The following is a 20,906-nucleotide window of genomic DNA, read 5'->3' as shown; positions in this document are numbered from 1 at the left end:
CTTCCCCCCTTTTTTAATGCTTGCACCGCTGAAAGCGGAGGTTGTTTCAGGCGGCCTCGCCTGAAACAACCTGACCAGCCGAAGTATGAACACGACCCGGCTTCAGCAGGGAAATGGCCAGCACCACGGCGATATTGACACCAAGCGACAGCAGCCCGGTGGAAACATTGCCCGAAACAAACCCCAGATTAATGGGGTGCACCGGCTTAAGGCCATCCATCCAGCACAGCCCCAGCCCAACAACGGAACCAATAATCCAGCCCGCCAGCATAGAAATGGTGGACAGGCGCAAACGGGTCAGCCCGAGAATAAGAGCAGGGAAGGTCTGTAGAATGATAACACCGCCCAGAAGCTGCAGATCAATGGCGAACTTGGCATTGAGGAACAGCACGCACAGCAGCGCACCCACCTTAACAACAAGCGCCGTCATCCGGCTGGCCATAACCGGGTTGGACTGTGCAGGCAGCAGATTGCTGGTGACCAGATTGGCCGCGCCAATCGCCATCACAGCGGCAGGCACCAGAGCGCCCACGGCAATAGCAGCCAGACAGAAACCGGCGAACCATGCAGGGAACACCTTCTGGAACAGCATGGGCACCACAAGCGAGTTGTTGGTGGTGACAATGCCCGCCGCGTGCGCCATGAAGCCCAGCATGGCGATCAGCCCCAGCACAATGGTGTACACTGGCAGGTAAACCGCGTTCTGGCGGATTGTATCAGCCGAACGCGAAGCCAGAATACCCGTAAGCGTGTGCGGATACAGGAACGCTGCAAGGGCGGAAGACAGCGCCAACGTGGCATAGGGCAGACCCTGTCCCGCCTTCAGCACCGCTTCATGCGGAGCAACGTTGGAAAACAGTGCAGCATACCCGCCCGTGTGCATGGGAATGACCGTAACCGCGACCAGAACCGCGATATAGATCATGATATCCTTGATAAAGGCTGTCAGCGCAGGCGCATGCAGCCCACCCATCCAAGTATACGCAGCCAGCGACAGGAAGGCGATAATCAGCGGCAGATCGCCCGGCAGGCCCAGCGACTGCACCACGGTACGGATACCGATAAGCTGGAGCGCAATATACGGCATGACCGCGACAAGCCCGGTCAGTGCGACAATGACTTCCAGCAGGCGGCTGTCAAAGCGTGCCCGCACGATGTCCGCCGCCGTTGAGTGGCCGCCATCATTCGCGATTTTCCACAGCTTGGGCATGACAAGGAAAATGAACGGGTACACGATAATCGTGTACGGCAGGGCAAAGAAGCCATAAGCCCCCACCGCATAGACCAGTGCCGGCACCGCGATAACGGTATAGGCGGTGTAGAAATCACCCCCGACCAGAAACCACGTGACCCACGGACCAAACCCACGCCCACCCAGGCCCCATTCTTCCTGCGCGTTGCTGCCCTTGCTATGGCTGCGGAACAGGCGGCGGATAACCTGAATGGAAGAGCCGATGACGATGGTCGCGGCAAAAAAAACAATGAAGACGCCAACGCCCACGGATTGATGTCGCTCATGCGTCATGACCCTTTTTCCATACAATCCAGATGATCACGGATGTAACCGGCACCCAAGCGAACTGGTACCAGTAGAAAAAAGGAAAACCGAGCAGGGCCGGGTCGGCCTTGTCGTAGAGCGGCATCCAGAGCAGCCCCACAAAGGGCAGCAACAGCAGCAGGTTGAGATATTTCATTACAAAAAATCGCTTCTTTTTGTTTTTTTCGTGCGTAACAGGAGAGGAATGACGCAACAACCCGTCCCCTGTCAATCACGCTCACTGCATTTTACGACAGACGCGCAAGCTTTGTTGCTTTTGCATCCCAGTTATGTCCTGTTATAACAGCAATGTGAGAAAGCATGCTGACAAAACGGCGGTTTTCCAAGGGTTGCAGCCAGATGGTGCATAGCGTGTACACCCCCTGATCCCGCGTCTTTTTCAGCAGATAACAGGTCTGATCGCCTTATCAGCCAGTCAGGGCTGGATTCGCACAGCCGCCTTCCGGCGCGCTGCAGGCACCTGTTTCCCGACAGGAGCAGACCCGCACAAAGCGGGCCCTTACAGCGAGCCCGTAAGGACTAGCGCAGCCCGTCCACCTTGCGGTGCTGAAGCACCTTGTTGAGCTTGTCGCTGTAAGCGCGGTAGCTCCCCTCCGGCACGCAGCCCATTTCCTCCAGATCTTCCATGTCCGCACCATAGTTGATCCACTGGTTGACTTCCCGGAAATCGAGGGCTGCGGGAATGTCCCGCCCTTCGAAAACGATCGGACCATCTCCGCCTTCCAGCGCGCCAAACTTCATGAAGCTGCCTTCAGACGGCGGGGTGGACGGGTCGGTGCTGACTTCGCCACACAGAACCTGTTTCTTTTCCACCGTTTCATGCACGCTCAGGTGGCGCACGGCGGCATGTTTGTCCTGCGCGCGGCTAAGCAGCGCCTTGAGCGAGGCCGAAACAAAAGGTGTGGGGGCCTTGGGCATGCTGCCATCAACAACCGTCTGGGCAGAAGCGGCAGTCACCAAACCAAGACCGGCTGTGCCAAGGCAGCCCAGTCCGGGCAGAATGGCACACAGGGCCAGGAAACGTTTCATGCGGAAGTTCCTTCTCTTGATTCGGTCCGCCTCTTCGGTAGCGGTTTCACGCTACGGCGTAAACGGCAGCCATGCTGCGCGACCATAGGGCGTAATGCCCCCGCAGGTAAGGCGGCCACCGGTCTGCGGTGTCGGCACGCCCGTTGTGGTTGGCAGGGAAAGCGGTAGGCCCCGCAGGCTGCGCACCGCCAGAAAGCCAAAACACTCGGCTTCCAGCGCATCGCCCTTCCAGCCCAGTGCCTCCACGGCCTGCACCGGTGCAGACAGCGCATTGGCCAAAGCCTGCATAAGAGCGGGATTATGCCGCCCACCCCCGCAGACAAACCATGCCGCAGGCTGTTCCGGCAAAAGCGTACGGGCTACCGCCTGTGCGCTCAAAGCCGTAAGGGTCGCGGCTCCATCCGCCGCTCCCAGCCCATCAAGCAGGGCCAGCAGGGCGTGAAAGCTGAGCCGATCGAGCGATTTGGGGGCTGGCCGGGCAAAAAACGGGTGGGCCAGCATGGCGTCCAGCACGGCGCTATCCACCCGCCCCGCGCGGGCCAGCGCACCATCCTGATCAAATGGCCGCCCGGTGTGGCGCATAGCCCAGTCATCCAGCAGTGCATTGCCGGGCCCGGTATCGCAGGCCAGTACAGCGCCATTGCCCCGCACAAGAGTAAGATTGGCCACCCCGCCCAGATTGAGCACGGCCACAGGGCGTGGCTGACCAGCCAGCAGGGCCGCATGATAAAGAGGAGCCAGTGGCGCGCCCTCTCCCCCGGCCCGCACATCGGCACTCCGAAAATCATGGATAACGGGCAGATCCGTCATGGCGGACAGCAACGCGGCATCACCAATCTGCCATGTACGCCCTGCACCGGCTTGCCCCGTGGCAAGGCTTGCGGGAGCGTGCAGAATGGTCTGCCCATGAAAGCCGACCAGCTCGGGCGGCATATCCGGCGCCCTCCGGCAAAGCTGGAGCACGGCCTCTGCATGCAGGCGGCTCAGAGCGTGGGTTGCCACCAGAAGCTCAGGGTCATCCGGTGCCAGCATTGGAGCGCGGTCAAGCAGGTCACGCAGGCTTGCGCGCAGTTCCGGCGGGTATAGCTGTGTAAGCGAAGGCCCATGGGCCAGCACCTGCTCTCCATCCGTACACAACAGGGCCGCATCAACCCCATCGAGCGAGGTGCCGCTCATCAGCCCGACAACATTCACCGGGCCGATAAAAGCATGAGCAGAAAGCGCCATAATCCCCTCAGGGTGCCGAAACGGCAGTATCCAGCCCCGGACGCACCTGCCCGGTTCCTACCTGCCACAGCAGAACCCGATCACCATGCGGGCCAGACACCTGTATGGCCACAAGCCCATCCTGCACACGGGTCAGGCCCAACAGATGCTCATCCACCCCCAAAGGCAGATGTACAACAGGCGCACCCGGACCGGTGGGAGCAGGTACCACTGCGGGAGCAGGCGTTGCTTCCACCAGCGGCACGCCAGCCGGCGCCTTATGGCCACCACCATTCATCCGATGCAGGATCACGCCAATCAGCAGGGCCGTGCCCACCACAATCAGCACCCCCATACCGACAACAGCCGCCATGAGCGCGCGAGGTGTCCGGTATTCAGCCGGAGCTTCGTTTTCCTGTGTCATACGCCAGCACCCCGGCCCGCCGCAGCACCCAAAGCGATACAGTGCTTCATTTCCACCACCACAGCGGCCAGCCCGTCGAATATGGCCTGTCCAATCAGAAAATGGCCGATATTGAGTTCGCTCAACCCTTCAATAGCCGCAACCGGCCCAACATTTTCATAAGTCAGTCCATGGCCTGCATGCACTTCCAGCCCCAGAGCCAGCGCCTGCCGGGCGGCAGCGTGCAGGCGCTCAAGTTCACCTACGCGCCTTCGGCATAGGCACCGGTATGCAGTTCCACTACCTGCGCACCAATCCGCGCGGCGGCTGCAATCTGCAAGGGATCAGGATCGACAAACAGCGACACACGCACGCCAGCAGCGGCTAATTTCTGCACAGGCCCGGCCAGTGATGCCTCATGCCCGGCCACATCCAGCCCGCCTTCGGTCGTCAGTTCCTCACGCCGTTCCGGGACGATACAGCAGGCGTGGGGCAACAGGTCCAGCGCCATGGCCAGCATTTCATCCGTGGCCGCCATTTCCATGTTGAGCGGAGCTTTGATTTCATGCCGCAGGCGGCGCAGATCGGCATCGCGAATATGGCGGCGGTCTTCGCGCAGATGCGCTGTAATACCATCCGCCCCGGCCTGCACGGCCAGACGCGCGGCTTCAACCGGGTCAGGATGTGCGCCACCGCGTGCGTTCCGCACTGTGGCGACATGATCGATATTGACCCCCAGCCGTATTGCCGCTGTCATGCCGTCTTCCTTCCCTCTGCCTTCTGCCGGTTGTCTGCCAGTCTGCCCGCTAACTGCAGGGCGCAGACAAGGCTGGTCGGGTCTGCCCTGTTTTGCCCAGCCCTGTCAAAAGCCGTGCCGTGGTCGGGCGAGGTGCGGACAATGGGCAGGCCCAGCGTCACATTCACACCCTGCGCCATATCCAGTGTCTTGAGCGGAATAAGACCCTGATCATGGTACATGCACAGGGCAACATCGTACGCCGCCCGCGCCTGTGGGGTAAACATAGTGTCCGGCGGCATGGGGCCTGCCACCTCATAGCCCTCTGCCCGCAGGGTTTCGATGGCGGGGATAATGATCCGCTGCTCCTCATCCCCCATCAGGCCGTTTTCGCCCGCATGGGGGTTCAGCCCCGCCACAGCCAGACGGGGCGCATGCATCAGGCCAAAATCCCGTGCAAGACCGGCTGCGACCGTGCGTGCCGTCTCTACAATGCGCTCGGCTGTTAGCTGCTCGATGGCTTTTCTAAGTGCCACATGCACGGTTACCGGCACCACCCGCAACGATGGCCCCGCCAGCATCATAACCTCGCGCCCTTCCGCCCCGCAGAGCTCGGCCAGAAAACTGGTATGTCCCGGATGCGTGAAATCCGGCCCCTGCACCACATCCTTGCTGATAGGATTGGTCACGACCGCATCCGCCACACCCTGCTGCACAAGCGCCACCGCCCGGCGAATACTCTCCAGTATGGACGGCGCGTTGCGGCGGTCTGGCTGGCCGGGCACCGCAGGCACTGCCAGAGACAGAGGCAACACCGGCACGGCATGGGCAAAAACCTCTGCCGCCTGCGCCGGGTCGTGGATAACGCTAACCGGCGCAAGCCCTTCCAGCAGGGCTGGATCACCCACCCACACAAAAACAGGCCCCTGCTCACGCAGGGCATGCCAGGCTTTTGCGGTAATTTCCGGCGCAATCCCTGCAGGGTCGCCCTGTGTCAGAACCAGCATTTCAGGGTCCGAATAATGGAAGGTCAGCGCTTGTCAGGCGGGACAGATTGAGTTCCCGGCCACAAAACCCTAGAAACGCCCGCCCGTAAAGGCACAGACAGCGGCCTGCGTGCAACGGTACACCCCGCCCGCGCGTTTTCTGCCCCACACTGTCCGGGAACTGTTATTGTTCCCGCCAGCGGAGCGAACAGGGAGGCCCATCTGTTCTTTCCGTTTGTTCTTTCCGGGCGATAAGGCTACCACAACTCCATGATCAGGTTGATACTTGTTGTGCCGTTCCTGCTGGTTCTCGTGGCGTTCACCGCCAGTAATCAGGACCCTCTGGACATGTGGCTGCTGACTTATAGCTGGAAGACCTCCGCAGGGGTGCTAGCCCTTAGCGTGGCCTGCATTGCATTCCTGCTGGGTGCGTTCTGCCTATGGGTGGTGGAACTGCGCCAGCGCCGCCGTGCCCGTAAGGCGGAGCAGCACGTGCGCGAGCTTGAAGCCCAGCTTGCACAGGCACAGGCGGCTCTGGCCACCCCCATGCGGCTTGAACCCACACTGGCAGGCACCCCGCATATTCCCCTCCCCGAACCGGAAAACGAACGGAACCCCAATGTCTGATACGCCACGGCACACTAAACTTATCGTGGCGCTGGATACGCAGGACACAGCGCAGGCCCGGCAATGGGCATCCGAGCTAGGTGGCCATGCGGACATGATCAAGCTCGGGCTGGAATTCGCCTATGCCGCCGGGTTTGATGCGGTCTCTGACGTTGCGGGCACGCAGCCCCTGTTCCTTGACCTAAAACTGCACGACATTCCCAATACCGTGGCCTCAGCCGTGCGCTCGCTGTCCCGCCTGCGTCCGCGCCTGCTCACGCTCCATGCCAGTGGCGGCCGCGCCATGATGCAGGCCGCACGCGCCGCCTGTGACGAAGCATTCCCCACGGATGCCCGGCCTGAACTGCTGGCCGTAACGGTTCTGACCAGTCTGGACGATGCCGCTCTGGCAGAAACCGGCGTAACCGGCGGCACGCGTGATCAGGTCCTCCGGCTTGGCGCGCTAGCCATGGATTCCGGCATGGACGGTCTGGTCTGCTCCGCACATGAACTAGCACTTCTGCGGCAGGAACTGGGGGCAAAACCCGTTCTGGTCACCCCCGGCATCCGCCCCGCTGGGAGTGATCAGGGGGATCAGAAACGCATCATGACTCCCGCTCAGGCGCGCGATGCCGGAGCGGACTGGATTGTCGTGGGCCGCCCCATTACCCGCGCAGCAAACCCGGCAGCAGCCGCAGCGGCCATTGCAGCGGAACTGGCAGGCTGACATGCCCGTAGGTGTTAAAATCTGCGGTCTGACAGAAGCCGAAGGCTTTGATGCCTGCGTAACCCACGGTGCGGACTGGATCGGTTTTGTTTTCTTTGACCGCTCCCCCCGCTTTGTCACCCCCGAACAGGCAGCCGTCCTGTCGCGCCGCACTGTTGGCGGGCCTGAGCGTGTTGGCCTGTTTGTGGAACCGGATGACGCCAGCGTGGAAAACACCCTGCGCCATGTGCCGCTGGATATCCTGCAGATTTATGCCACCGATGAACGCGCCCGGCACATCCGCCAGCGTTTTGGCCTGCCAGTCTGGCTCTCACGCCCCATAGCCACACAGGCGGACCTGCCACTATCCTGCCCGGTGGAGCGTATTCTGGTTGAACCCCGCCCCCCTCAGAGCGCCACACGGCCAGGCGGTAACGCGCAACGTCTGGACTGGTCTCTCCTGAGCGGCTGGCAGCCCCCTTTCGACTGGATGCTGGCGGGCGGGCTGAATGTGGATAGCGTTGCACAGGCCATTCGTACGACAGGTGCTCCCGCTGTCGATGTTTCCTCCGGCGTGGAAAAAGCCCCCGGCATCAAGGACCCTGAGGCCATTGCACGCTTCATTACCCATGCCCGTGACGCTGCGGCGCGATAAAACCCGGACAAACATCAAAAAATCACCCCGATAGTCGCTTTCCCTCTTGCCTGCGCCCGGAAACTTGCTATTACCTCTCTCGCGCTGGAGAGATGGCCGAGCGGCTTAAGGCGCACGCTTGGAAAGCGTGTGTACGTTAATAGCGTACCGAGGGTTCGAATCCCTCTCTCTCCGCCAACAAAAAATCCCACAAAAATAAAATACTTATAGCGCTACCGAGCGCCATGAGCATTTAGCATGCCATACGATTCAGGGCAGCATGAGGCCTGGCTCAGTTTTATTCTGACAGCCGCAAAGCGGTGCGTTCGGCCTGATTGTACTCTCTGCACCAGCACACAAACATCAACGCACCGCTATCTCCCCGATAACGGTGCGTCTTCAGTCAAGCAGTCTTATTGATCAGGACAGGAGGAGCACGATCACCAGCCCCCACATGGTCAGCAGCGTGTTACTGACTGCATAGGGGACGGTATATCCCAGCATTGGTACATTGCTCTTTGCGACATCCGCAATCATGGCGACAGAGGCCGTGCTTGTACGCGCCCCCCCACAGCAGCCAAGATTGATGGCGGGGTCAAAGCGGAAAATATACTTTCCGATAAACGGCGCAAGAATCATGGGAACAGCGCTGGCAAATACCCCCCAGAAGAAAATATTCACGCCCGCATCCTGCAATCCTTTGATAAAGGTCGGGCCAGCAGAAATTCCAACAACCGCAATAAAAATATTCAGCCCCACGGTGTTCATGAACCATACGGATGCCGCAGGCACACTGCCTAGGCGCGGTGTAACCCCGCGCAGCCAGCCAAGAACCAGCCCGGCAATCAGCGCCCCACCGGAAGACGACAATGTAATGGGAATACCCCTAACCGGCAGAACAAGAGAACCCAACAAGCCACCCACAAAAATACCAGCGCCAACCAGCACCATACTGGTTACGTTTGTTGGCCGATCAGCATAACCGACTTCGCTGACAACGCGCTCGACATTGCGCCGGCTACCCGTAATGCTGATGATATCACCCCGGTTAATCGCTGTTTCCGACAGCACTGGAATTTCAACATTCATGGACCCACGACGGATACTGTTGATATAAATCCCCTGCGCGTAAGGAGCATCCGACAATTCCGTAAGTTTGCGGCCGTCTAGCGCCTTGCTAGTGACGACAACATCGACTGTTTCAATCGGAATATCGATCAGTTCCCGGTCAGAAACCTCTTCTGCATGATTGGACCAGTAAACCAGTGCGTCATGCGGACCTGATACCGCAACAATATCCCCTTCCTGCAACACCGTTGTTTTGTCGAAGGTGATAATTTTTCCATCACGCCGTAAGTTTTCGAGGAAAATGCGTGAATGCGTAACGCACTCCGCTTCTTCAACGGTTTTACCGGCAATAAGCCCGACTGTTTTCAGTCTGTAGGCACGCACAATATATTCATGCCAGGCTGTTTCGGCATTTTCGTTCACCGGCTTGATATTCATCTCTCGTTCGTAGCGCTGGCATTCCTGCTCAAGATTGATGCCAAGCAATTTGGGGCCGAGAAACGCCAGTATCCAACCCGTGCCAACCGTGCCGAACAGATAGGTAACAGCATAGGCAACCGGAATTGCATTGAGTTCCGACTGTATTTTTTCTGGAGAAAGCGTGCTGCGATTGATCGCATCGGTTGCAAGACCGATTGAAGCAGAGATGGTCTGCGACCCGGCAAGTAGTCCTTCTGCCATGCCCGGTCCATAGCCCGAAAGACGCGCCGCGATATAAATACAGCCCAGACAAAGAAAGGAAATGATGACTGCAAACACTGCCTGCGGCAATCCATCATTCGCGATACCTCTGACAAACTGTGGTCCTACACCAAAGCCTACAGCAAACAGGAACATGATAAAGAATACCGATTTCACCTGTGGTGAAATTATTATTCCCATCTGGCCGACCAGAACACCAACCAGCAGTGTTCCTGTCACCGCTCCGAGACTGAAGCTGCCAAACCTGAGAGCACCGATCCAGAAACCTATTGCCAGTGTAAGAAAAATTGCCAACTCCGGCGAGGCCCGTAATGTCTGTTCAACCCAATGGAAGATCATCTGTCAGCCCTTTACTCATGGGATGGCCCGGTGTCGGCAGCCAGTCCTGCAAGACACCTCCACCAGTTTTTTCTGATGGAGGCGTGGAGAATGAAGAACGTAATAAAACGGCGCGTCCCGGCTTAACGCTTGAGCAGTTTAAGCCCCAGAGCCTTGTTGAAACCGTGGATTTCCTTCACGTCCAGCTTACGCATGAAGTCCACGATTTCCTGTGTAATCACCTGTCCCGGCACCATAATCGGGAAGCCCGGCGGATAGGGAATGACAAAATTGGCTGAAACAAGTGTAGGGCCTGACTGGAGCCGCTTGTCGAGCTCCTGACTATCCAGAGCAAGGTATTCGCACTCTGCCTCTTTATAGGCATCGTAAAAGGCGCGCCGAATATCACCATGCAGGGTGTCAGCCGTCGCATCTTCCCGGTAACGGTCATCAAAGCAACTGAAATTGGGCAGCTTTGGCAGGTCGTCAACCAGTTCGCGCACCTGCTGCGCGAATACCGTACGATAACCCTCTCCATTTTCGGTAATTTTTGTTTCCAGATCCATCGCAATATCAACCAGCACACGAATAAGCAGAGCAATATCGCTGCGGGTATTGTTGATATTGGACTGGAGCAGAATGCTGTTTCGTGAGGTCTTGTTAAGCTGGATATTGAATTTTTCAGCCAGAATATTTTTAAAGGTTGTTCCATCAAATCCGGCATGCCCGCACGACAAGGTCATCCGGGTCGGGTCCAGCAGAAACTCGTCATCCCTGATCGACTGGATGGCCTTCCCCCAGCTGATATCGGGGTCATTATAATCATCAAGCCCCGACTGCCTGAATGAATCCGGGATCATCTCGGCATTGCTGAGCACCTTGAAGTATTTCGAGATAATCGGGTGACTGTTAATCTGCCGCCGAATTTCTAGAGAAATCTGCAAAGCGTTGGCAACCAGGCCATACCCTTCAAGCTGCATCTGCCTGCGCGCAACATCCAAAGAAGCAATAATCTGCTGGTTCGGGCTTGTGGAGGCATGCGTAAACACCGCCTCGTGAAACTGGGATTCCACATGCTCGAAATCAACGTCCTTCACCAGAACGATTGATCCCTGACGCAGGGCAGACATGGATTTGTGCACGGAGTTTGTCTGATAAATGCGCAATCGCACTGCACGGGGGTCTGGCACAAGCCGCGTGGCCAGCAGGACATCCTCTGAAGGGCTGTCACCCAGTGCTTTCTGCTGCTCTTCCCATGCTGTTACGGCTTCTGGCTTTGCCAGCTCTTCCGTCAACACAGCGGCGGCCCCCATGGCCGTACGCTGCCGCAACAAAGGTGACCAGTGCGCGAAACCAAACCACGCTTCATCCCAGAGAAAAATGAGATCGGGCTTAATCGCCAGACATTCTTCCATGACCCTACGGGTATCGTAAACATGACCGTCAAACGTGCAATTGGTCAGATCAACCATTTTTACACGATGCAGCTCGCCCTGTGCTTTCAGCTTTAGCAGGGCCTCTTTGATGGTCCGCAGGGGTACGCCGCCATACATTGAATACTCAATGAGCGGGAATGCCTCGACATAGTAAGCTGGGCCCCAGCCAGCACACACCCGTAATGGTGCGATTTATGGCAGTTGCGATCAAGGATAACGATATCACCGGGGGCAAGTAGCGCCTGTAGCACCATCTTATTGCTGGTTGAGGTGCCGTTGGTAACAAAAAACGCATGATCCGCACCAAAGGCGCGCGCGGCCATATCCTGCGCTTCCTTGATGTTCCCTGTCGGCTCAAGCAGGCTATCCAGCCCGCCGGTTGTTGCCGAGCTTTCCGCCAGAAACAGGTTGGGGCCGTAAAACTCGCCCATATCGCTGATCCAGTTGGACGTAAAAACGGACTTCCCCCGGGCGATCGGCAGGGCATGGAATGTCGCAATAGGGCGTTGGGCATAACGCTTGAGGTTATCGAAAAAGGGCGTTCTGTAGCGCTTGCGTATCCCTTCGATAATGGACAGATGCAGTTCCAGCGGCTCTTCCATCTGATAGAAAATCCGATTGATGATACGGATTTCAGGGCGCCCGGCCAAAGTTTCGATATTTCTATCACTCAACAGATAGATATCGAGTTCAGGGCGAATTTTTCGGATAGCCTGAGCAAGCCGGATGACCTGAACTTCATCATCACCCGTCGGGGAGATATCGATGATATTGCGGAAGACATCGAGAAGCGGGTTGGTCTCTCCCCCTTCTGCGGCAAAGCCCTCATAAAGCACAACCGCCCCAATATCGGGATTAAGCAGGATCGCTGTCAACGCGTCAGGCGCATTGCCGACAATAACCGCCTGATAAATGAAGTCATCCTCTGGCCTGCGGACGCCGGCGACTTCTTCCTGAATCAACCGCCAGCGCGCCGGAGAGTGCGGCACAACGCTCAACACTTCAAAATACGGCCGACTTTTAACATGTGTGATGGCCTGCGGCAGACGATTGAGCGGCTCATCTTCCAGCTCCTCGACATTCCATGCGCCGACATCCCGGTGATATTTTTTCGAGATGATGGTTGTAGAAATACGCTGAGCAAGGCGCAGGAATGCCCTGGCATCGTCATCATCCAGCCAGCCATTCAAACGATCGAGCAGGGCTACACCCGGATAAGCGAAAAAACGCTCAACAGCCTTGAGGTCGGCCAGCGCCTTAACCAGAGCAGCCTTTGTTTCGTCCTTATGGGAATCCGCCCATGTCCGGGCAAGGGACAGGACTGAAAGCCAGCGATCAGCACGCAGGGCAGGTGTAGCCAATGCGGAACTTATAAGAGAATGCGGCATCTCTTTGGACGGCACGGAGTCAGTCATGGCACGTTTCCTCTTTCCATGGCGAAATCAGCCGCAGGGTGCTGATCGCATTCTGTCTTTGTGATTCTTCAGGCGTGAAGCATGGGGCTATTTGCTGACTGGAATGGTCACGAGCGCACCGGGCGTCTGTGATGTCTTCGACAGTTCGAAAAGCATTTGCGTGATAGTAAAAGCCAGCTTGCTTTCAAAATCTCTTTTATCAATCCAGTAATAATAATTGTCATAGAAAACAGACACAAATGCCTGTTTTGGCTCATCATGACTGGAGTGAACGGTAATAAGCGACCTGTCTTCCTGATGAATAGACACATCCACATGTGAGGTCGTGCTACCTGATGTCACTTCATCATCAGGAACCTGAATCTGATAAGCGACCTGCCCCAGAATGCTGAGCATGCTGCGGCTCAGTATTTTGATCTCTCCCGGCCGTGGCTCGCCTACGCCATAAACCACTTCCATGCGATCATATTTTGGAGAAAAATTGAGCAGTTCTCTCGTTTTTCTAACAACATCCAGCAATACAGGATCACCGGTTGAGGAAATGCTGAGATAAACATGATTGGTCGCTGCTGACTTACCTGATGGATCAGCCACCTGCTGTATCTGAATCCCCAGAAGACCAGCAGCCTGAAGCAGGCGGAGATCGTGAATAAGTTCGAAAAAATTATCAATTTTTGGATCAATATGATCGTCTATATCGCCTTTATTACGCGAAAATGGTCGATTGTTACTCATCATATTGATTGACTGCACGGAAAGCCGCAGCAGAACATCTATCGGCAGTCCCCCCATAGCCAAAGGTAGCAACGTGGCCGGGGGCAACGGGCGCAGGAAACTATGTGCGTAGGCATCACCCGTTACAGGCTGGAAGGTAAAGGTTGGACTTTCCTGCAACTGCGCTGCCAGACCACCATTTGGTCTGATTGGGAATGTATCAGAAGCAACACCGACAAAAGCGCTACGCTGCAACTGATAACCTGATATCAACTGCGTGGTATCCAGCAGGCCGGGCGTATCCGCATACCGCAGGCGGATAAGATTCATTAATGTCTGTTTTTTATTCGATTCTATGATGGATGTTGAATACTGATCCTGATCTTTTCCTAATCGATAATTTCCTAGGCTGTAACATCCACTCAGAAAGGGCAAAAGAGAGAGAGACAATATTTTAAGTGCTACACGTCTCATTTCTTACCCTCTAAGCCGTATTTTTTTCATCGGCTCTGACGGTAATCGATAATATCTAATTTTTTCTAAATAAACTTACACTCTCACACACTGTTAGCGGAGCAGAATCAGCGCAGTATGATAAGAAACCAAAGGGTAATGTCGCTTGGTGCTGCCGCACTGCCCCCTGAAATGGCAGCTTTAAAACCCCCAGCCATATGCCCCACTGCAGCCTTGCGAAGCCTGCCATGCTGCGCGAGGCAGGATTGTGTATCCTGTCATGACACACGATGATCCGGTGAGATCGGCCCGATATCATCTTAACAGCGTTATCGGGCACTCAGCCGTTCGTCCGCCCTGCGTTGTGGGGGACAAGACCATGCAGCATCACCCCGGCCAATTACGGATCGTTACGGGTTTCAGGTGCTTTTCAGGCAACATTGCCAGCGTGATGCACCATAGTTGTAACAGCGCACTTTAACTTAAGATTCCTGCGCTATATACCTTAACGTCTGGTTTTAATTCGCTGCATCCGAGATCTAAATGCTCAAGAACATTCGTATATCCGGGAAAATCATTGTTTCTTTTTCCCTCGTCGTGGCAACCGTTTTCTTGTTTTCTGTTGTCGTGTTCACGTCACTCGGGCAGATCCGCAATGCCAAGCTGGAAAGCGATCAGGCGCATCAGACCATCAACACGGTTAACGACCTGCTGAACACGCTGGTTGAAAGCCAGAACGCCATGCGCGGCTATGTCTCCAGCGCGAATAAACAGTTCATCACCCGTATCGACGAGTATCAGGCTTCTGTGCCGCAACGCCTTGCCACTCTGGAAGCAGTTCTCCCGCCTGAAACCGTCCAGAGTGAACTTGCAGCGCTCCGGCAGGCGATAACAGTTTTCAATGATGAGATGGCAAAAACCGTCGCCGCCATGTCCAACCCCGCCCTGCTGAACCAGACACGCACAGAAATCGCCAGCACGGCTAGGCTCACGGATATCCGTAACATTATTGGCAAGCTGGATCAGCAGGAACAGGCTGTCGTGGTCCAGCGCACACAGGCTGCGAATACCGCATTCCAGACTGGCGGACTGACTCTCGCCATAGGCGGTGGCCTGACCACCCTGCTCTCGGTGCTTGTGGGCATGGGCTGGTACGCTCGATCGCAGCACCGGTTGTAAAACTCACGGCCGTCATGCGTGTGCTGGCTGGAGGCAATACAGGCGTGAGCGTGCCCGGCACAGATCGGCATGATGAAATTGGGACGATGGCGGGGACTGTTGAGGTCTTCCGGCAAGCCGCCATTGATAAAGCCCTGCTGGAACAGGAAGCCGCACAGACACGCCGCCAGCAGGAAGCCGAACGACAGGCAGCACAGGAACGGACAGAAGAAGCCGCACGCCAACTGAAACTGGCCACGGACAGTCTGGCTGGCGGATTACAGAAAATGGCGGCAGGTGATCTAACAATCCAGATCCGGACCCAGTTCTCCGCGGAGTTGGAACCCCTGCGCGAGAACTTCAACCTCTCGGTTGAGCAACTGGGGAACACACTACTCTCCGTTTCCGGCTCTGCTTACAGTATCGGCAACTCCACGGCAGAGCTGGCGACTGCTGCCGATAATCTTTCCCGCCGGACAGAACAGCAGGCTGCAACTCTGGAAGAAACCTCAGCAGCCCTGATGCAGATTACGCAGCGTGTGCAGAAAACAACCGAAGACACACAGAACGTGCACCGGGTGGTGACAACATCCCGTTCGGATGCAGAACATGCCGAGGATGTAGTGAACCGGGCCATAGAAGCCATGACCCGCATTGATCAGTCCTCTCAGTCCATCTCAAAAATTGTGGATATGATCAACAGCCTCGCATTTCAGACAAATATCCTCGCCCTGAACGCCAGTGTAGAGGCCGCACGCGCGGGAGAAACGGGGCGCGGTTTCGCGGTTGTCGCGGGGGAAGTGCGCAATCTGGCACACCAATCCGCTGAAGCGGTAAAGGATATTTCCGCCCTTATTTCCAGCTCTGGAGAACAGGTTAAGGCGGGCGTGTCTTCCGTTGTGGAAACGGGCGACGTGCTTCATCGCATTGTGGCGCAGGTCAACACAATCAGTGACCTGATTTCCAATATTGCTGGCGCTGCGGATGATCAGGCAACCAGCATTACGCAGCTCAACGTTGCCGTAAGCAGCATGGAACAGACTACCCAGCAGAATGCGGCCGTAGCGGAAGAAAGTGCGGCAGCCAGCCATACACTGGCCATGCAGGCCGGCGAGTTGGAGAAACTGGTTCGACAGTTTGAACTGGCCCAGAACAGCCACTGAAACGGCTGCATTTCAAAACATAGAAAACAATAATGGCGACATGCCCACCCGTGCTTATATCGGGTGGCCATGTCGCCATATATGAAGCCCGGCATGCTCCTCAAAAACCGATGGTATTATGCGCCATCATGATTTTTGAGCAGCATTATTTCCAGAGTCCGAAATGTATCAGGCAACACACCCCTGAGCTTCCTCATCCCGGCTGGCACGACGTTCCATCATCTGCGTATGCCGGCGCGCTTCAGGCGAAATCCGCAAGCAGATCGTCAGGATAGCTGACAGGAAATAGAGGCCGACAAAAGTCCAGATCACGCCTTCCATCCCCATCCCGAAGGTGGACTCACACACGCCAACCACAGCAGGGCCAAACCATGTACTGGCCCCTGCACCCAGCCCCAGAATAGACAAGGCTGCGGCTTTTTCCTTGGGGCAGATCAGCGGCATAAGACCTGACATGGGCACAAAGGCCGCAACCGTTCCGCCGTAAACAAAACCCGCCAGAATAGCCAGCGTGAAATTACCCGGGTACCAGAGCGGCACATAGTAAAACAGCGGAATGGTCACGCAGCAACCCAGACACCCGCCCACGGCCACCACAAAACGGTGTCCAAGACGGTCCGCCAGCATGCCCGCGACAAGATTGAAGAGGATGTTGCCAAGGAAGATAATGGACAGAAGATCCAACCACTGCCCCTGCGAAAAATGAAGCTGATCAACAAAAAACGCAGGCATGATTGCCAGAAATGCGTATTCCGAAGAGGTATTGACCGTGCGGATAATCCCGGCAACCAGCGTTTTTGGCTCCCGCCACATGATGCTGATCGAACCAAAGAAAATAGCTTTGCGATCCACATCCCCCCGAGCCAGAGGACGGCTACCCGTAGGCTCGCGCACAAACAGCAGAGCAATCAGGCCGCCTGCAATCACCAGCCCCAGAGAACACCAGAACGTGGCGAGTTCTCCAATCACGGGAATGGTGTAGCGCGCAAACTGTGAACCAAGCGTGGGCAGGCCTGCGGAAAAGGAAAACCAGAACCAGCCTGCGGCCGAGCCCAGCATGCGCGCAGGCGTTGCCGCTGCAATCCACACCAGAAACCCGTAGGCAAAAAGCGGATAGGCAAAGCCACGCAGGGTGTAGAACAGCAGGGTCATGGACAGGTTATCCGGCCCGAGGCCGAATGAAAGAAACCCGACTTCCAGTACAGCCCACAAAAGCAGGCCAGCCCACATTGTGCGGCGTGGGCCATAAAGGTCGGATAACGGCCCGGCCAGCCATGCTGAAATCATGACGGTTACACCATAGGTGGTGAACATCAGATTGACATCGCCCTGTGTGTGGCCGTGGTGGAGCATATAGGTATCAAGATACCCTGCCTCAACACCATCACCGACCATAAAGAGCAGTAGACCGACAAAACCAAAGAAAAGAGCTTGAGGAATACCAAGCAGGCCAGCCAGTCCACGCGACGAAGGGCTGGAGGAAGTCTCTGACAAGACACAATCTCCCTGAAACCTGACAGCAGCCCGCAGGCATCCATGGCCCTGAAAATGGAAAAAGGCTGCGCCGTGCATGTCCCCTACGAGAGCGCTTGGGGACATTTGGATAAACACGCGGGCAAAGGCCACGCGCCACGAAAATATTAGCACAATGATTCTTGGTGCCTGTGGAGTTTTCTAACAGATAAAAAACACAATTTCAACCATTTATCTTCATATTTTATAGTACTTATTTATAAATAAGAATCAAATAATGATCAAATATGCCTGATAAGTTTATTTATTATTTTTTACTATAGAGCATTTATGTTATTTTTATTTTACAAATACAAAAAACATTTTTTAAGAACAAACGGATATTGTTATTGATCTCACGCCGTATCGATCCATGCGCAGGCGTGCCAGCCCCCACCCAAAAAAGAGCCGAAAAAAGCGCCGTTATCCTGAACGCTTTTTCCGACCCTTTATGATTATTCCTATATTTATTACTTTTGCATATTTTGGCGCAGGGTTTCAAACATCCGCTGCGCGATCAGGGCATGAACATGCCGGGTTGGGTGGTATTCATCCCACCACAATGCCGTATCCGGTGCAGCACACACTTTACCCGGTGCAGGCTGGGTTGGCTGGCAGGGATGCGTTATATCCGCCAAATGACTGCCCTGTGCATCGGCCATCAGGCTTTCCACGACGCTACTCCATGGAAACCAGATGAGATGCACACCGGATTCCGCAGCAATAGGAGCCAGAGCCTGTTGGGTTATGCGGTCATAATCCGCAACAAATGTCCGGGCCTCCGCCGCCGCATGGGCGTCCTGTGCAACAGCGGGAACACGATCGAGATTATAAGCCCCAAGAACAAGAAAATTCCTCGCACCATGATCATGCAGGATTTGTACTGCATCTTTCATGTCCTGCGCACAGCTCTGAGCTATTTCTCCCAGTGTTGCAGGCGAAGCCATATCGGTATGCAGAAAGAAATCATTGGCCGAGGCCCCCAAAACATACAGGGCCTTCGCATCCAGCTTCTGCTCCCGCGCGACAAAGGACAGAACCTGTCCGCGCAAACCGCTATCGCGCCATCCATCAAGCCATGTGTAGTAATTACCGCTACCGCACCGGGCACCACCAACGGCAAAATCTGTCAGGTGAGCCCCCAGCGCATGCGCCAGATCTTCAACTGCGGTCGGGCCGTTGCTCCAGCGGCCATTCCAGTAAAGACCCGCACTCTCTTCCGCAGGCAGAACACTTGCCTGCGGCACTTTCGCCTTAACTGCCTCCAGCGACAGGGCTCGGGCCGCCCCGTTATCGCTGTAACTATCACCAAAAACATAGAGTGCTTTGACTGTGGGTTCAGCCGCCCTTGCTGGCGCGAGCAAAAGCAGGGGGGCCACACCGGCAACCAAACACAATCGGGAAAGGCTTCTACGCATGAACGCGGCTCCGTGTCATGTTCTGGATCACCCTTCACCCTGCATGATTCAATTTTCACAATGCTAGAATATAATCGCCTTACCCGTGTCCGTTTTTGAGGCACTTGCCGCCCCCTGCCCGGCCCCTGCCATTACAGCCTTCGTTACGGCCCAAAACCACGTATAATACCCCCGCCCCATACAGCCTGCCGGAGTTCGCATGCCCACAGCCTTTCCGTTTACCCAGCCCCATAGCCGTCGGGCCTTTGTACGGAATGGCCTTGCCGTGGCCTGCCTCGGATCAGGCTTGCCGCTTCTGCGACCACAGGCCTGCGCCGCTATACCTGCGGAGTGTTTTTCCGCCGTAAACCACCTGTTTGAAAACGCCGTATCAAGCGGGCTGGTTCCCGGTGCGGTCTCCGCCATTGGCGATCAGGGGCAGGTCGTATGGCGCGGTGTATTCGGCCAGAGCGCGCTGTTACCAACCCCGGCCCCCATGCTCTGGTCCACCCTGTTCGACATGGCATCGCTCACCAAGGTTCTGGTAACAGCCCCCGCCATTATGCAGTTACAGGAACGAGGCCTGCTGGATCTGGATACACCAGCCTGGCGCTACCTGCCCGGCTTTGAGGCGCAGGGTAAGCAGGATATTACCCTGCGGTTATTGCTGACCCATTATTCAGGCCTCCCCCCTGATCTGCCACTTGATACGCCGTGGCAGGGACATGAACAGGCTGTCCGACTGGTTATGAACAGCCACCCGACCAGCTCACCGGGGGAGCGGTTTGTCTATAGTGACATCAACTTCATCACACTCGGCTTATTGTTGAAAGGCTGAGCGGGCTCTCACTAGCCGCCTATGCAGCACGGCATATTTTTGCACCACTGGCCCTGCACCGCACGATGTTTCTGCCCCACCCGGAAGCCGCCCCGGCCATAGCCCCCACCCAGTACGATGAAAACGGCACCATGCTGCAAGGGGTCGTTCATGACCCCACGGCCCGCCGCATGGGAGGCGTTGCCGGGCATGCCGGATTATTTTCCTGCGCACAGGACATGGCCCGCTACACTCAGGCGCTTCTCGACAAACGCGCGGGGCTTGCAAGTCCTTTTCCATTACAGACCCGCACGCTACGCCTGATGTCCACCCCGCAGCAGCCTTCGGGCAAGACAGACCTGCGAGGACTGGGGTGGGATATTGCCACACATTACTCAACGCCCCGTGGCGATTATTTTCCAAAAAATTCATTTGGGCATACAGGCTTTACCGGCACATCCCTCTGGATGGTTCCTGACACACGCAGCTTTGTTCTAATCCTGACCAACCGCGTGCACCCACGCGGCGGGCAATCCATTGTTGCCCTGCGGCACGATATCGCCACAGCCGCGGCTCTGGCCTTGCATGACGGCACAGCAGCTCCGACACCCGTTGCTCAGCCCTCCCAACCGGGTCTGCCACAAAAGTAACGGACAGCCTTTTCAGGCCATGGCCTGCGTTACTCTTTGATGGAACAAGCCATTTCCGCACGCCCGTTTAAGCACCTTGACTCTTGCCTTGTGCAAGGTGAGGCGATTTTTAGGGGAACCGCAAAGAAATCGTTACCCTATAAAACTGTCTATTTTTTCTATTGAAAAAACCTTTAATTCCGCGATTTGTTCTTAACGGTAACCCCAGTGTGTTATTCCTGCACCACCCTGTGTCCATA

17 protein-coding genes, 1 tRNA gene and 2 pseudogenes are annotated in these 20,906 nt (G+C 56.2%); 7 read left to right on the top strand and 13 right to left on the bottom strand.

Annotated elements, in window-relative coordinates; genetic code table 11:
- Positions 1-46: 46 nt before the first annotated feature.
- From JCM25143_RS01770 to pdxA, 7 genes and pseudogenes are all read right to left on the bottom strand, one after another.
- Positions 47-1,525 carry a sodium:solute symporter family protein gene (locus tag JCM25143_RS01770; protein ID WP_051542750.1) on the bottom strand — a complete coding sequence of 493 codons (1,479 nt, stop codon included), beginning with the start codon at positions 1,523-1,525 and terminating at the stop codon, positions 47-49.
- Positions 1,515-1,694, bottom strand: a complete 180-nt coding sequence (locus tag JCM25143_RS01765) for a DUF3311 domain-containing protein (protein ID WP_025859817.1) — start codon at positions 1,692-1,694, stop codon at positions 1,515-1,517. The genes JCM25143_RS01770 and JCM25143_RS01765 overlap by 11 nt, the downstream gene beginning before the upstream one ends.
- 383 nt (positions 1,695-2,077) lie before the next feature.
- Positions 2,078-2,587, bottom strand: a complete 510-nt coding sequence (locus JCM25143_RS01755; protein ID WP_025859816.1) for a hypothetical protein — start codon at positions 2,585-2,587, stop codon at positions 2,078-2,080.
- A 51-nt stretch (positions 2,588-2,638) separates the two neighbouring features.
- Positions 2,639-3,814, bottom strand: a complete 1,176-nt coding sequence (locus tag JCM25143_RS01750; protein ID WP_081773436.1) for an anhydro-N-acetylmuramic acid kinase — start codon at positions 3,812-3,814, stop codon at positions 2,639-2,641.
- A 7-nt stretch (positions 3,815-3,821) separates the two neighbouring features.
- Positions 3,822-4,217: a hypothetical protein gene (locus tag JCM25143_RS01745; protein WP_025859814.1), complete on the bottom strand. Its 396-nt coding sequence runs from the start codon at positions 4,215-4,217 to the stop codon at positions 3,822-3,824.
- Positions 4,214-4,953: pseudogene (locus JCM25143_RS15915) on the bottom strand (pyridoxine 5'-phosphate synthase). Before JCM25143_RS15915 ends, JCM25143_RS01745 begins: the two are co-directional and overlap by 4 nt.
- Positions 4,950-5,939, bottom strand: coding sequence for a 4-hydroxythreonine-4-phosphate dehydrogenase PdxA (gene pdxA, locus JCM25143_RS01735; protein ID WP_025859813.1), 990 nt, complete (start codon positions 5,937-5,939; stop codon positions 4,950-4,952). Before pdxA ends, JCM25143_RS15915 begins: the two are co-directional and overlap by 4 nt.
- A 249-nt stretch (positions 5,940-6,188) precedes the next feature.
- On the opposite strand from pdxA, the gene JCM25143_RS01730 reads away from it, so the two are divergent.
- The 4 genes from JCM25143_RS01730 to JCM25143_RS01715 all read left to right on the top strand — a co-directional run bounded on the left by JCM25143_RS01730 (position 6,189) and on the right by JCM25143_RS01715 (position 8,062).
- Positions 6,189-6,545 (top strand): LapA family protein, encoded by a 357-nt coding sequence (locus JCM25143_RS01730; RefSeq protein ID WP_025859812.1) that lies wholly within the window; start codon positions 6,189-6,191, stop codon positions 6,543-6,545.
- Positions 6,538-7,251 (top strand): orotidine-5'-phosphate decarboxylase, encoded by a 714-nt coding sequence (pyrF, locus tag JCM25143_RS01725; protein WP_025859811.1) that lies wholly within the window; start codon positions 6,538-6,540, stop codon positions 7,249-7,251. Before JCM25143_RS01730 ends, pyrF begins: the two co-directional genes overlap by 8 nt.
- A 1-nt stretch (position 7,252) precedes the next feature.
- Positions 7,253-7,885, top strand: coding sequence for a phosphoribosylanthranilate isomerase (locus JCM25143_RS01720; protein WP_025859810.1), 633 nt, complete (start codon positions 7,253-7,255; stop codon positions 7,883-7,885).
- Between the two features lie 86 nt (positions 7,886-7,971).
- Positions 7,972-8,062 (top strand) — tRNA-Ser (locus JCM25143_RS01715).
- Positions 8,063-8,284: 222 nt separating this feature from the next.
- Here JCM25143_RS01715 and aspT read toward each other — a convergent pair.
- The 4 genes from aspT to JCM25143_RS01700 form a co-directional block, all read right to left on the bottom strand.
- Positions 8,285-9,973 (bottom strand): aspartate-alanine antiporter, encoded by a 1,689-nt coding sequence (gene aspT, locus JCM25143_RS01710; protein WP_035370316.1) that lies wholly within the window; start codon positions 9,971-9,973, stop codon positions 8,285-8,287.
- 122 nt (positions 9,974-10,095) lie between these two features.
- The gene (locus JCM25143_RS22575) at positions 10,096-11,505 is read right to left on the bottom strand and encodes an aminotransferase class I/II-fold pyridoxal phosphate-dependent enzyme (RefSeq protein WP_199897792.1); all 1,410 of its coding nucleotides are present in this window, start codon (positions 11,503-11,505) and stop codon (positions 10,096-10,098) included.
- Positions 11,460-12,803: a hypothetical protein gene (locus JCM25143_RS24570; RefSeq protein WP_199897791.1), complete on the bottom strand. Its 1,344-nt coding sequence runs from the start codon at positions 12,801-12,803 to the stop codon at positions 11,460-11,462. The genes JCM25143_RS22575 and JCM25143_RS24570 overlap by 46 nt, the downstream gene beginning before the upstream one ends.
- An 87-nt stretch (positions 12,804-12,890) precedes the next feature.
- Positions 12,891-13,991 carry a hypothetical protein gene (locus JCM25143_RS01700; RefSeq protein WP_025859808.1) on the bottom strand — a complete coding sequence of 367 codons (1,101 nt, stop codon included), beginning with the start codon at positions 13,989-13,991 and terminating at the stop codon, positions 12,891-12,893.
- A gap of 591 nt (positions 13,992-14,582) precedes the next feature.
- Here JCM25143_RS01700 and JCM25143_RS20555 point away from each other — a divergent pair.
- Together JCM25143_RS20555 and JCM25143_RS20550 are read left to right on the top strand one after the other, a co-directional pair.
- Positions 14,583-15,149: a CHASE3 domain-containing protein gene (locus JCM25143_RS20555; protein ID WP_234394868.1), complete on the top strand. Its 567-nt coding sequence runs from the start codon at positions 14,583-14,585 to the stop codon at positions 15,147-15,149.
- 14 nt (positions 15,150-15,163) lie between these two features.
- Entirely contained in the window at positions 15,164-16,291 is a 1,128-nt protein-coding gene (locus JCM25143_RS20550; protein ID WP_051542744.1) for a methyl-accepting chemotaxis protein, read from the top strand.
- Between the two features lie 168 nt (positions 16,292-16,459).
- On the opposite strand, the gene JCM25143_RS01690 is transcribed toward JCM25143_RS20550, so the two are convergent.
- Complete coding sequence (locus JCM25143_RS01690; RefSeq protein WP_025859807.1) at positions 16,460-17,785, bottom strand: MFS transporter; 1,326 nt, start codon at positions 17,783-17,785, stop codon at positions 16,460-16,462.
- A 488-nt stretch (positions 17,786-18,273) separates the two neighbouring features.
- On the bottom strand, positions 18,274-19,221 hold the full coding sequence (locus tag JCM25143_RS01685) for an SGNH/GDSL hydrolase family protein (RefSeq protein WP_035370314.1): 948 nt from the start codon (positions 19,219-19,221) through the stop codon (positions 18,274-18,276).
- Between the two features lie 199 nt (positions 19,222-19,420).
- Between JCM25143_RS01685 and JCM25143_RS15900 the strand changes: the two are divergent.
- Positions 19,421-20,667 (top strand): annotated as a pseudogene (locus tag JCM25143_RS15900) (serine hydrolase domain-containing protein).
- The last annotated feature ends 239 nt before the right edge of the window (positions 20,668-20,906 follow it).

The organism is Acetobacter papayae JCM 25143 (assembly GCF_000613285.1).
GTDB classification, from domain to species: Bacteria; Pseudomonadota; Alphaproteobacteria; order Acetobacterales; family Acetobacteraceae; genus Acetobacter; species Acetobacter papayae.
The sequence above is the reverse complement of the archived record's forward strand: the minus strand, read 5'-3'. Positions and strand labels throughout refer to the sequence as shown.

Bases quoted from the DNA above. Each gene is read 5' to 3' on its own strand.
- JCM25143_RS01770 (WP_051542750.1), bottom strand. From the start codon at position 1,525: ATGACGCATGAGCGACATCAATCCGTGGGCGTTGGCGTCTTCATTGTT.
- JCM25143_RS01765 (WP_025859817.1), bottom strand. From the start codon at position 1,694: ATGAAATATCTCAACCTGCTGCTGTTGCTGCCCTTTGTGGGGCTGCTC.
- JCM25143_RS01755 (WP_025859816.1), bottom strand. From the start codon at position 2,587: ATGAAACGTTTCCTGGCCCTGTGTGCCATTCTGCCCGGACTGGGCTGC.
- JCM25143_RS01750 (WP_081773436.1), bottom strand. From the start codon at position 3,814: ATGGCGCTTTCTGCTCATGCTTTTATCGGCCCGGTGAATGTTGTCGGG.
- JCM25143_RS01745 (WP_025859814.1), bottom strand. From the start codon at position 4,217: ATGACACAGGAAAACGAAGCTCCGGCTGAATACCGGACACCTCGCGCG.
- pdxA (WP_025859813.1), bottom strand. From the start codon at position 5,939: ATGCTGGTTCTGACACAGGGCGACCCTGCAGGGATTGCGCCGGAAATT.
- JCM25143_RS01730 (WP_025859812.1), top strand. From the start codon at position 6,189: ATGATCAGGTTGATACTTGTTGTGCCGTTCCTGCTGGTTCTCGTGGCG.
- pyrF (WP_025859811.1), top strand. From the start codon at position 6,538: ATGTCTGATACGCCACGGCACACTAAACTTATCGTGGCGCTGGATACG.
- JCM25143_RS01720 (WP_025859810.1), top strand. From the start codon at position 7,253: ATGCCCGTAGGTGTTAAAATCTGCGGTCTGACAGAAGCCGAAGGCTTT.
- aspT (WP_035370316.1), bottom strand. From the start codon at position 9,973: ATGATCTTCCATTGGGTTGAACAGACATTACGGGCCTCGCCGGAGTTG.
- JCM25143_RS22575 (WP_199897792.1), bottom strand. From the start codon at position 11,505: ATGTATGGCGGCGTACCCCTGCGGACCATCAAAGAGGCCCTGCTAAAG.
- JCM25143_RS24570 (WP_199897791.1), bottom strand. From the start codon at position 12,803: ATGACTGACTCCGTGCCGTCCAAAGAGATGCCGCATTCTCTTATAAGT.
- JCM25143_RS01700 (WP_025859808.1), bottom strand. From the start codon at position 13,991: ATGAGACGTGTAGCACTTAAAATATTGTCTCTCTCTCTTTTGCCCTTT.
- JCM25143_RS20550 (WP_051542744.1), top strand. From the start codon at position 15,164: ATGCGTGTGCTGGCTGGAGGCAATACAGGCGTGAGCGTGCCCGGCACA.
- JCM25143_RS01685 (WP_035370314.1), bottom strand. From the start codon at position 19,221: ATGCGTAGAAGCCTTTCCCGATTGTGTTTGGTTGCCGGTGTGGCCCCC.